This window comes from Enterococcus caccae ATCC BAA-1240 (genome assembly GCF_000407145.1).
In the GTDB taxonomy this organism is placed as follows: Bacteria; Bacillota; Bacilli; order Lactobacillales; family Enterococcaceae; genus Enterococcus_L; species Enterococcus_L caccae.
The window spans coordinates 590,278-602,261 of record NZ_KE136472.1; the positions used below are offsets into that span (position 1 = coordinate 590,278).

At 34.7% G+C, this 11,984-nt stretch carries 11 protein-coding genes; 9 read left to right on the top strand and 2 right to left on the bottom strand.

The window, feature by feature from the left end; genetic code table 11:
- Nucleotides 1–12: 12 nt before the first annotated feature.
- From I580_RS02620 to I580_RS02650, 7 genes are all read left to right on the top strand, one after another.
- A complete protein-coding gene (locus I580_RS02620) occupies nucleotides 13–906 on the top strand; it encodes a phosphotriesterase family protein (RefSeq protein WP_010772863.1) in 894 nt (297 codons plus the stop codon).
- Nucleotides 903–1,997, top strand: a complete 1,095-nt coding sequence (locus I580_RS02625) for an aminotransferase class V-fold PLP-dependent enzyme (protein WP_010772862.1) — start codon at nucleotides 903–905, stop codon at nucleotides 1,995–1,997. The genes I580_RS02620 and I580_RS02625 overlap by 4 nt, the downstream gene beginning before the upstream one ends.
- A gap of 5 nt (nucleotides 1,998–2,002) precedes the next feature.
- Complete coding sequence (yhfZ, locus tag I580_RS02630; protein ID WP_010772861.1) at nucleotides 2,003–2,926, top strand: GntR family transcriptional regulator YhfZ; 924 nt, start codon at nucleotides 2,003–2,005, stop codon at nucleotides 2,924–2,926.
- Between the two features lie 13 nt (nucleotides 2,927–2,939).
- The gene (locus I580_RS02635; RefSeq protein ID WP_010772860.1) at nucleotides 2,940–3,293 is read left to right on the top strand and encodes a PRD domain-containing protein; all 354 of its coding nucleotides are present in this window, start codon (nucleotides 2,940–2,942) and stop codon (nucleotides 3,291–3,293) included.
- Between the two features lie 12 nt (nucleotides 3,294–3,305).
- On the top strand, nucleotides 3,306–4,457 hold the full coding sequence (locus tag I580_RS02640; protein ID WP_010772859.1) for an alanine racemase: 1,152 nt from the start codon (nucleotides 3,306–3,308) through the stop codon (nucleotides 4,455–4,457).
- A gap of 2 nt (nucleotides 4,458–4,459) precedes the next feature.
- On the top strand, nucleotides 4,460–5,671 hold the full coding sequence (locus tag I580_RS02645; protein WP_010772858.1) for a phosphopentomutase: 1,212 nt from the start codon (nucleotides 4,460–4,462) through the stop codon (nucleotides 5,669–5,671).
- A 490-nt stretch (nucleotides 5,672–6,161) separates the two neighbouring features.
- A complete protein-coding gene (locus I580_RS02650) occupies nucleotides 6,162–7,844 on the top strand; it encodes a metallophosphoesterase family protein (protein WP_010772857.1) in 1,683 nt (560 codons plus the stop codon).
- Nucleotides 7,845–8,107: 263 nt separating this feature from the next.
- Here I580_RS02650 and I580_RS02655 read toward each other — a convergent pair whose 3' ends face one another.
- Both I580_RS02655 and I580_RS02660 read right to left on the bottom strand, forming a co-directional pair.
- Nucleotides 8,108–8,911 carry a hypothetical protein gene (locus tag I580_RS02655; protein WP_010772856.1) on the bottom strand — a complete coding sequence of 268 codons (804 nt, stop codon included), beginning with the start codon at nucleotides 8,909–8,911 and terminating at the stop codon, nucleotides 8,108–8,110.
- Nucleotides 8,912–8,915: 4 nt separating this feature from the next.
- Nucleotides 8,916–9,176: a hypothetical protein gene (locus I580_RS02660; RefSeq protein WP_010772855.1), complete on the bottom strand. Its 261-nt coding sequence runs from the start codon at nucleotides 9,174–9,176 to the stop codon at nucleotides 8,916–8,918.
- Nucleotides 9,177–9,581: 405 nt separating this feature from the next.
- Between I580_RS02660 and I580_RS02665 the strand changes: the two genes are divergently transcribed.
- Together I580_RS02665 and I580_RS02670 are read left to right on the top strand one after the other, a co-directional pair.
- Nucleotides 9,582–9,965: a DoxX family protein gene (locus I580_RS02665; protein WP_010772854.1), complete on the top strand. Its 384-nt coding sequence runs from the start codon at nucleotides 9,582–9,584 to the stop codon at nucleotides 9,963–9,965.
- A gap of 773 nt (nucleotides 9,966–10,738) precedes the next feature.
- Nucleotides 10,739–11,596: a MerR family transcriptional regulator gene (locus I580_RS02670; protein WP_010772853.1), complete on the top strand. Its 858-nt coding sequence runs from the start codon at nucleotides 10,739–10,741 to the stop codon at nucleotides 11,594–11,596.
- Nucleotides 11,597–11,984: the final 388 nt, after the last annotated feature.

The window sequence follows — 11,984 nt, forward strand, 5'->3', positions numbered from 1 at the left end:
GACGACAACGAAATGAGCTTAGTAAATGGAATAACATATATGCATGAACATACGACAATTGATTTGTCTCGTATAAAAAATATCGACGATACAAACCTAAATTGTTTTGAGGAAACAGTCATAGAATTTAAAGAACTTTATGATAAAGGCGTTCGTAATATTGTGGACGTTACAAATTTAGATATGAAAAGAAATCCATTATATGTCCAAAAAGTGGCAGAAGCATCAGGTATCAATATTGTCCAAGCAACGGGCTTTTATACTGAGAAATTTCTACCTGATATTGTGACAGATTGGTCAGTTGCGGACCTAGGAAAATTAATGATCAAGGAAATTCAACATGGTATTGGAGATACTGAGCTTAAAGCTGAGATCATCGGTGAAATTGGTTCAAGTAAAGATGGTTGGACGGTAAATGAGAAAAAAGTTTTCGATGCATCTGTGATTGCCCATAAGGAAACAGGGGTGCCGATTACCACTCACACAACTCTTGGTACAAACGGTCATGAACAAGTTCAGTTTTTTAAAGAAAATAATGTTGATTTAGCATCTGTTGTGATTGGACATGTTGATTTAAGTGGTAATCTTGATTACATTTTAAGCATGTTAGACCAAGGTGTCTATGTAGAATTTGATACAATAGGAAAAGAGAACTATCAACTAGATGCACTCCGTGTATCGATGTTAAAAGAAATTGAAAAAAGAGGCTTAGCAGATCAGGTCTTTTTATCAATGGACATTACCCGAAAATCAACTATGAAATTTAAGAATGGAATCGGTTATTCGTATTTACTGGATACGTTTGTCCCAATGATGAAAGAAGCAGGGATTTCCAGCGATACAGTTGAAAAAATGCTGATTCATAATCCATTGAATTTCTTTGGACAAGGAGTGAAACAAGGATGAAAACCTTTCCTTTGGAAACGATGAATCTAGAAGAAGCAACGAAGAAGCAATTTCAAATTGTTGATTGTATTACGAGAAATTTTGAAGGTTCAGAAATCTTAACACGTGGCGATTTAGGTGTTGTACCTGGCTATAATCAACCCATCACTACGAATAAAGTAGAAAATGTGTTGAAAGAGTTATTTGCAACGGATGCCGCGATGTTGGTGCGTGGGGCTGGTACAATGGCGATTCGACTGTCATTACATGCGGCGAGTAAAAAATATGGAAAAACGGTACTTGTTCACAATGCACCTGTCTATCCCACGACGCAAACATCGATTGAGATGCTTGGGTTGAATACAGTTGCGACTGATTTTAACCAACCAGAGGCAATTACAACTGCGCTTGCTGAAAATGATATCCAATTGGCAATCGTTCAATTTACAAGACAAAAGCCTGATGATGATTACCAGCCAGAAGCTGTTATTCAACAAATAAAAAAACAAAATAAAGATATTGTGATTATCACAGACGACAATTATTCTACCTTGAAAGTACCAAAAATCGGCGTAGAATGCGGTGCAGCTCTCTCTTGTTTTTCTACCTTTAAATTATTAGGTCCAGAAGGAATAGGCTGTATTGTTGGAAATGCCGAATTGATTAATGAGTTGCGAAAAGAAAATTATTCTGGAGGGCTGCAAGTACAAGGATTTGAAGCAATCGCAGTGTTGCAAGGTCTAATTTATGCCCCAGTTGCTTTAGCTATTTCATCTCAAGTTTGTGAAGAAGTTGAAATGCGTTTAAATGCTGGTGAAGTGAATGGGGTGAAACAAGCCTTTATTGCCAATGCCCAGTCTAAAGTAATTATTGTTGAGTTTAACCAACCGATAGCGGTTGAAGTGTTGAAACAAGCGGAAAAACGAGGAGCAGCCCCAAATCCAGTAGGGGCAGAATCAAAATATGAATTTGTACCAATGTTTTATCGACTTTCAGGAACCTTTAGAAAAGCTTCACCTGAAAGTACAAAAACGATGATTCGCATCAACCCCATGAGAGCAGGTGCAGATACGATCATTAGAATGATAAAAGAGTCAATAGAAGGGAACTAAAGCTAATGCAAGAGGAATTTCTAAATAAAACGGGAAAAGCAATTCAACAATTATCAGGTGAGTTGATTTTATTATCTGAAGGTAGCCGGATGCCTGTAATTTCAGAGTTTCAAGAAAAATATGGGATGTCACGGGGAACAGTTCAAAATGCTTTGAATTACTTGAAAGAAGAAAAAATAATCCACACAGTAAGTCAAGGACGTCAAGGGACGATTTTGACCACGATCGACTACCAACGATTACAAAAAATTGTGATCGATGGACCTATCCGCGGAACAATGCCTTTGCCATACTCCAAGACATACGAAGGGTTTGCGACCGGTTTATATGAAGTATTTCAATGTGCAGAAATTCCTTTAAGCATGGCTTACGTAAGAGGTTCTAAAGATCGAATGGATTTGACGAGTGAAAAAACGATGCATTTTTCAATTGTATCAAAACTAGCTGCATTACAGGCAATAGCAGCAGGGAGCGAGTTGGAGATTTTTAAAGATTTTGGACCGCACAGCTATTTGTCTAATCATGTAATGATCTTTTCAAATCCAAAAAGTTCAAAAATTGAAAATCATATGCGCGTGGGAATTGACCATAATTCTTATGATCAACAAATTTTAACGGAAAATGCAACTACTGGTAAAAAAGTTGAGTTTATCGAAGTGCCAAGTCATCAATTGATTTATTCATTGGAACAAGGACTGATCGATGTAGGGATTTGGAACTTTGATGAAATCAAAGATCGAAAATTAGATCATTTAAACTATCAGTTTCTTGAAGGTAGTGTCGAAGATGATTTATCTAGTACAGCAGTTTGTGTAGTCCATAAAGACAATCTGCTCTTAAAAAAAATCTTGATGAGTGTGATCAATGAAACAAAAATTTTATCTGTTCAAAAGCAAGTCATAGAAGGTAAAATGATCCCTCATTACTAAAAGGACGTTTAGAATGATTGGAAAAAAACTAGAAATTTTAAAAGACTCAAAGATAATAGATGAAGAAACAGAGCAGTTCGTTTTGGCAGTGAATAACTATTTACTTGAACAAAAAGTTATCGACAACGAAGAACATCTGGATATGTTTTTAACGCATATCGCTATGGCAGATGCAAGGCAGAAAAAGAATGAGCCTGTAATCGGCATGGATGAGCTGATTGTATCTGAAATCCAGAATGATGAGAAATTAGCAGAGTCAAAAGCATTGTGGCAAGAACTATCTCGCTATTGTGCGACAACCTTTAGCCACGAGGAACTGTGGTTTGTTTATATGCATATTATTAATCTATTGAAGAAAGAGCAGTAAGGGGGGATTCATTTGTTTCTACCGATGATGAAACAAGAAAATCCTGCCTTGATAGACGCAGGAATTTATTTACACCAAACTGGACAAATTCTTCCCGATACTTACATTTTAGACTTAGATACAATTCGTATGAATGGTGCAGTGATGTTAGAGAACGCCAAGAAAATCGGCCTCGAACTGTTTTTTATGCTAAAACAAATTGGTCGAAATCCGTTGATTGCAAAAGAATTAATGGCTATCGGGTATCGTGGTGCCGTGGTAGTCGATTTTAAAGAAGCGCTGCTCATGATGGAAAATCATATTCCTCTCTGTAATGTTGGGCACTTAGTGCAAATACCAGATCAGCTCGTAGAAAAGATTATGGTATACGGTGCGGAATATATCACTGTTTTTTCCCTTGAAAAATTAGAGCAGATCAATGCAGTAGCTCAAAAATTAGGAATCAAGCAAAAGGTTTTGCTAAAAGTAGTTGCCAAAGCGGATCAACTGTATGAAGGGCAATTTGGCGGTTTCTTATTAGAGGATCTTGCTAAAAAAAGTAAACACTTACATGAGTTCTTGGCCATTGAGTTTAGCGGCATTACCTCTTTTCCTTGTTTTTTATTTGATGATACACACACCACTTTATCACGAACAAACAATGTTGAAACAATCGAAAAAGCGAGAGCTATTTTGCAAAAAGCAGGTTTTGCGGTGCCAGAATTAAATGTTCCATCTGCGTCATGTAGTGAAACGTTTCCGTTTATTAAAGAAATTGGTGGAACACAAGCTGAACCAGGGCATGCGCTGACTGGAACGACGCCATTGCATGCGTATAAAGTACAGCCAGAAAAACCGGCCTTGGTTTATGTAAGTGAAATATCCCATAATTTTAAAGGAAAAGCCTATTTTTATGGCGGTGGCTACTATCGTAGAGGTCATTTGAATTCAGTGCTAATTGATGAAGCAAACACTCGCATAGAGGATCAAGTTGAACCATTTTCAGATGAAAGTATTGATTATTATCTTTCTACCTCAGTGGAACATCATGTTGGCGCAACCGTTATTGCGGCTTTTCGTACGCAACTATTTGTCACGAGAAGTGATGTGGCTATTGTAAAAGGGGTTAGTAAAAGGACACCAGAAATTGTCGCGATTTTTGATAGTCAAGGAAGAAGGATTTAAAAATGAGCCGATTTATAATTAATGTTTTAGACAGTTTTGGCGTAGGAGCAATGAGGGATGTGCCGCTTGTCAGACCAGCAGATAATGGTTCAAACACAGCGAAGCATATTATAGAAAACGTTCCGACAATTGCGATCCCCACATTGGAAACCCTTGGATTGATGAATATTTTAGATTTTGAAACAGAAGAACTCAAATTCTCACCAAAAGCAAATTACGGAAAAGCGAATTTAACTCATCATGGTGCTGATTCATTTTTAGGTCATCAAGAGATTTCTGGAACGACGCCAAAAGAACCTTTAAACCAAGCGTTCAATGAAGTGATTGATGAAGTTTTCGAGCATTTGAAAGCCAAAGGGTATCAGGTTCGCTATGTAGGAGAAATAGATGAGCCTAAGATTCTAGTCGTAAATGAAGTGGCTACAATTGGTGATAACTTAGAAACGGATTTAGGTCAAGTTTTTAATGTTTCAGCAGCACTTGATGATAGTTCATTTGAAGATGTGACTGTTTTAGGAAAAACTGTCCGAGAAGTGGTCAAAGTATCTAGAGTGATTACATTTGGCGGACATGGCATCCATTTGGCTGATTTATTAGCTGCTAGAACCGTGATTGGTAAATTCGCTGGAGTGGATGCACCAAAATCAGGTGTTTATAATAATGATTATCATGTCATTCATCTTGGGTATGGTATTGATCCGAATGTTCAAATTCCGACGATTTTAGATCAAGCAGATATTCCCGTAGCATTATTTGGCAAAGCAGCTGACATTATTCAAACATCTAGTGAAAAGCTGTTTCCAGGTGTCGATACAGAAGAATTATATGATAAGCTGATTGCAGAAGTGAAAGCGAATGAAGAGGGGTTATTCTTCATGAATATCCAAGAAACGGATTTGGCTGGACATGCAGAAGATGTTCAGCGTTATGCTGATCGGTTAGAAGTCAGCGATATGAAACTAGCAGAATTAATTCCTCTTTTAAATCAAGGAGACCTGCTAATCGTAATGGCTGATCATGGGAATGATCCAACAATTGGTCATAGCCAACATACGCGGGAATTTGTGCCCTTGTTGGTTTACAGTCCAGGCATAGAAGGAAAAGTGATAGGTGAAAGAGAAACGATGGCAGATGTGGCAGCTACAGCAGCAGAATTTTTTGATGTAAGAATGCCACAAAATGGTGGATCATTTCTTCAAAAATTGAGAAGTTGATTTTGGGATGAACAGGCATAAAAAAATTCAATTTCTTGATAGAACAGGTAGTTTATTAATTTTCGGAAATAAAACGTCAGCTATTTAATTGTCAAAAAGCCAAGTGGTATCTGAATTAGAAATCACTGGGCTTTTTGATGTCTTTGTACTGCCAAAAATGATCTGAAAAAATTACATATTGAAAAAAGGATTTGATTTGTTCAATAAGGCATAATACAATTAGAATGCCAAGAAATTAGCAGTTACTCTCTTCTGATTGTCACGATGATTCAGGAAAATTAGGAGTCTTTTTTATTACTAGGTAAAAGAGTGGTAATTTTTGAATAATACGTATCGAATATATAGTTTGTACGCCATGATAGTTGACTTACTTATTACTTATAAAAAAGTGAAGACATGAACAATATATCTTTTAGGTTAAAGTAAATGAAGAGGATTTGCAAAACAAAAATAAAAGAGAAAATCACTGTTTTAAGGAGGGAATACAAAAATGACATCTAATAAACACAAAAAGTCTCTATTTATTGAAAAACAACTAGAAACTAAAAATGTATTACCTACCGAACTTACTAATCGTTTCGAGCTCTACCCTGAAAATAAACGACGTCCAGTGAATAAAACATTGTTTAAAAATGATTATTTCCAATTAACCTACAATTTAAAAGCAGATTCGTTAAATGTATCTTCTAGAGGCGATCTTGTCTATTCAGCGATACCGTATGATACTGCTAGAAACTATATACAACGCGCTGCAATTCAGTATTTACTCTACCCAGATGCAGCTCGACAATACATCGAATCTCACAAAGAAAATTTAGAAACCTATCTTAGGCTAAGTATTTTCCAAGTAACGAATAAAAAAGTGGATAAAAACTCCTTAAAAGTAATGCAGGCGTATAATGCTATATTCGAGGATCCGCTATTTGAGATTCAGATTCTAGGACGTTTGCTCCAACATGATGAAACAGGAGCTCTTTCTGCTAATCTTGCTGGGAAATTTTTGTTTAGTGAAAATGTAAAAACAGGAATATCAGGGTATGTTTCTGAATATCTTAATTTTGTCGTTCAGTTGACTCAAACTTTACCTATAATAACGGATGGCAAAAATGTCCAACTATTAAAATCAGATATACCAAAAAGTGTTGTATCGGATACATATTTAACCGTAGACTCAGCTATTGAACAAGGATTAGAGTTACTTCCTCAAGAGGTAAAACAAACGATAGAAAGCTCGATTGTTGTTGCAAAACAAGCTGCACCTGTAAAGAGTAAGTTACTTCTACGATCAGAATTTGGCAAAGAACTAGCTGAAGTTAGAGAAAATTATGTTGCACACAGTGTTGATCCTAGAGAATTAGAGCCATACTTTAAAAATGTCCTTCCAACCGAAAATACAAATTTAATAAATGTTGTTTCTGATATCCATACGACGGATGGCGAACTTCCATTCACTAATAAATATTTTAACGTTTTTGCTGGTGATATTTCAGATTCTTCTGTTGTTAACAATGATATTAAAGGACTCTACGTTATAGGTAATCACGAATTAGCAGCAGTATTGCCAAAAAGTCAGAATATAGAAAATGAAGAGTGGGAAAAATGGCGGCCATTTTTTAAAAATGAGTGGTTTCAAAATCTGATGCGAAATCCAGATGAGTCCTGGTACAAGTTGCCTACGGGAAATCATATCTATTATGAATGTGTAAAAGTCGAACTCGAAAAACGATTTCCAAAAATGAATGTACTAAATAACGAAAGTGTTATTTATAAAGGTATTCGCTATATTGGTCTGACAATTCCAGTAGTGCTAGTAAGAAGAAAAAAAGCACAACAAACATTTATCCTTAAGGCATTGGCCCAATTATTAAACGAAGAGTATGATATCCCAACAGTAATCGTTTCTCATGCGCCTTTATTTAATGAACTTAGTATGCTTTCACCTGATAGCACAGCATATAACAAAGACTATATTTGTTTAGAACCCAAAATCAAAGCGCTGTTTAAACAATATAATATAATTGGAGTTATTCATGGTCATCATCATATACCAGCATCTTCTGGAAGATATAAAATGGTGACATTTGCTGGCAAGGAGCTTTTTGTTGTTTGCTCGATTTACTCCAAAATCAATACTGGATTTGAGCTGGAAAGTTTGCTTAGTGTTGAAAAATAGATAGACAGATAAAGATGATTGATGTATCTTTATCTGTCTATCTATTTTGTAATAACTCTGGTTATGCCTACAACTTTGTCCATCTAAATATAAAGAGGATGGAAGAGAAGTGTTTAACTCCGAGAAATAAGAGGAAAGTTATGGCAATTTCTCTTCAACTTTTTATGCATTCCGACTCATTTCTGAAGGAGTTGCTTCTGCTCTCACCGCTTGTTTGGGTTCCTTGTGCCTGGGATGTGACTCATAGAGTAATGTCCCAGATACTACTGTAAGCTTTTTGCTAAGTTATCGGTAATCTCTTTCAGACTATCTCGATAACCAATCAGAAAGTCGACTAATGAATCTTTGCCAATTAAACGTTTATTTCCGTATTTTTCGTACTGCTTTTTTTGTTCTTCAAAAGAGGCATCATATTGTTTTTTCTGTTCCTCAAAACTTGTTTGATTATATAAAATAGTATCTTTAATCATATTTTCGTAATCAGCAAAATAATTGTTAATGATAGCTTGATACATACTTAAATAATCTTGATACGTTTTGATTGAGTTTATCGTTTGATCGGACACATCTGTAGCTTCAAATGCTTGTGCCTGTGATTCTTGGGATGTGACGCCTTCCTCGTTTTTTATGCTAGAAGATTCTTCAGTTGAATGTGCCTCAGTTTGAGTTCCATCAAAATCATGGTCAGAATAACCAACGATTATAGTTGCGCCTTTATCCGCATAAAACCCATGTTTATCACCAACAGATTTAGTATCATAATAATTGACAGCACCTTGGTCACTAGAAATTTGATTACATTCATCTTTTCTTAAAAAACGTTTATTGTACTGCGCAGCATCATCAAAGTTTGCAATGACGAATTTTGGTTTTAATCCGACAGAATCGAATTCGGCTGTTACTTGTTCTTTTGTTTTAAAATATGTTTCAGGGATTTTAACTTTTCCTTTCAAAACAGTCTCTGTATTTTTAATGAGTTCGTCATGCTGACTTTTTTTAGACTGTCCACAAGCGGAAAGCAATAGTAAGCTTGTCAATAAAGATAAAAAAATCACTCCTTTTTTCAACTGTTTACGCTCCTTTCGGTCTTTTTTCATTTTTGGGTAAAACTAGTAATATAACAATCGGAACAACTAGAAATAAGATCATAGAGTTCATTGCTCGGGCATCTGAATTTGATAAGCTAAATAGATTATTTTGCCAATTATTAATAAAAATTCCTAGAGCGTCGTATTTATTCATTGTATAAAATAAAGCAACGCTACCTATTATGTCCAAAATAATCACAATAACGCAAAGAACCCTAACTATTTTACCAACCACATTTTTCATTTTTCAATTCCTCTTTTCAAGATATAATTTTGTTACAAAATGATTATACCATTTTTTTAAAAGAGAATTATATCAATTTATAAAGCTAATTCTAAAAAAATTGATTCTACTATAGCACAAATAAATAACATTGATCCTAAATCTGAAATGAATAGTACAAAAAAGTAGTTTGGTCAAAGTTGGAGTGTATTTAGATTAGAATGGAACACCCAGATATTTATAGATTCTCTGATTGAGCGAGAATGATCCTGACACTTTGATATCGATAGTGGGATCAAAGATATTATATGTACACTAAAAATGAGATGAAGAAGATATGTATGAAGAAACTATAATGCTTACTTATTGTAAGTGGTTTTTTTACATGCTATAATGAACCATCAATTAAAGGAGGTAAAGACGTTTATGCAGCTAAAAAATGCAACAAGCACAAGTCTTCTATTATTAAGAATAACATTAGGGATTACGATGGCTATCCATGGTGTGGCGAAGTTTTCAGATCTTAAAGGAACAACCGAATTTTTTGCTAGCCTAGGTTTACCAAGCTTCATGCCAGTTATTATAGCGTTGATTGAAGTGGTAGGTGGTATTTTTATGATTATTGGCCTTTTAGTACCGCTAGTTGCACTAGGGTTTATTGCAATTTTAGGATCCGCTATTTTTATGTTAAAATCTGGCAGTGGCTTTGTTGGTGGATTTGAATTAGAAGTGCTATTAATTGTTATGTCTATTGTTTGTGGTTACTCACATTTCAATAAAAAAATAATTCAATTCATACCACCAGCTTAGTTTAAATAGATTGAAAATAAGCAAGTAAATTACGACTAAAGATGAGACTGGGACATAGCTCTTTGAGTTATACCTCAGTCTTTTTGATTGTATATAAACGTTGAGTGCAAAAGCTGCTTTGCATATTTCTCGGATCTAACTATTTCTGTCCTAACTAGCAAGGACTCTATTGCAGCGGACAAGTTATAGTTGTTGATTTAAAAAGTCTCCCTTAATAATCTATCTATATTATTATTTACTACTAGTGATCAATAGTAGGCAGATTCATCGATAAGAGCTAAACAAGTAATAAATAAACCATAGAAACAGTAGGGGTTGAATGCATTACTTTGATTCGTCACATATGATTGCCTCCTTGCCAATCGTTTTTTGCGAAAGGACTACTTCAAAATAAAGAGGCTGAATTGTATCGTCAAATGAGGTCACGTTATGTTCAAATAATCTGGAAATTACCATAAAAGTGAAGAACTATAATGACCAGACCAATGATGTATGCTTACCAAGGATTGCTTGTTTATTGGATCATATCAATAGATTGCTGGAACACGCTGCTATCTATAATGACAACGTAAATATGTTAAAAACTATAAAAGGAGTTCGTTGAAAAATAAAACCTGATGCTAAAGATGTTATCACCTAAAAAAATGTTAGCGTATCATAACACTCTGATTGTTATTTAAAATACACTAAAATAAAGATATCTCCGATATTCGCTTGACAATTGTGCAGATATTCTCAATAATATAAGTGGCTGCGAGTAATGGAGATGTCTAATGAATAATACAAAAATATGCAAAAAGACTAATCAAATGTACTCTATTGGTGAAGTTGCGAAATTATGTAATGTTTCCCGCAAGACGTTACGTTTTTATGAGCAATTAGGATTATTGAAACCAGATCATGTAAGCGTTGAAAATGGTTATCGGTATTATACAGAAGAAACAATGAATAGTATTCCAGTGATTAAGTACTATAAACAGATGGGCTTTAAATTGCAGGAAATGAAAGGGGTTCAACAGTCCGGGGATTATTTCTATCAAGAAAACATATTTTTGACGAAATTAGAGGAATTAAAACTTGAAGAAAGAAGAATCCGTAATAGTTATACGGCAGTTTCAGATTGGCTTGGCTTGATCAGAGAAGGAACATTAGCCAGCGAAAACAGAATCCAAAGTGTGAATGTTAAATATTTTGAGGAAGAAAACTATGTATTTTTAGAGCAAGAGTTTTGTCATGACTATATGGATGCGGTAATCAATATTCCTTGGGTAAATTACTTAGAAGAGCAAAACTGCGCAATTACCGGACCAGTCATTCTTCGATTTGAAGATTGTGAAGCAGGTGATTTCCAATGTTCAAAAATGATGATTATGCAAAAACCTATAGGCATACCGAATCCCAAGATGCCAAAAAGAATGATAGGCGGCCAAATGTTTTTGTCTAGTTATCACATTGGTGATTTAGCTAAACTTGCGCAACAATACAAAAAGATGCAAGTGTGGGCAAAGGAGAATAACTATCAATGTAAAAACGAAGTATATCAACGTTATGTCATTGATTATTGGTCAACAATGAATGTGGATAATTTTGTTGTTGAGTTATTGATTCCAGCACAGAAGATTAGAACATAAGTATGGAAGAGGAGCAGTTGGTCTCAAAATCTGATGGCCACAGTTCCTTTTTATTATGAAAAAATGCAAAAGGTTCCCCTTAAGGGGAACCTTTTTTTTTGTTATAAAAAAGTGTTTATAAGTCTATATTAAAGACATTTTAAATATTTATTTGTTATGTTAAAAAATAAGAAGTGATGAATAAAAGTAATTAAAGGCTATTCATGATCGTTCCAATGAATTAACATGTGAAAAAATGATCATGAAGTGTATCAATTCAAATACTGTTATTAAAATAAAGGATTAGAATAAGAATAATTATCACTTCCCAAAAAATAAATGTTATAGCGCTAAGATTGGAGGTTATTCTTAATTAAAATAGCTAATTGAGAATAATCTTTGTATTAGT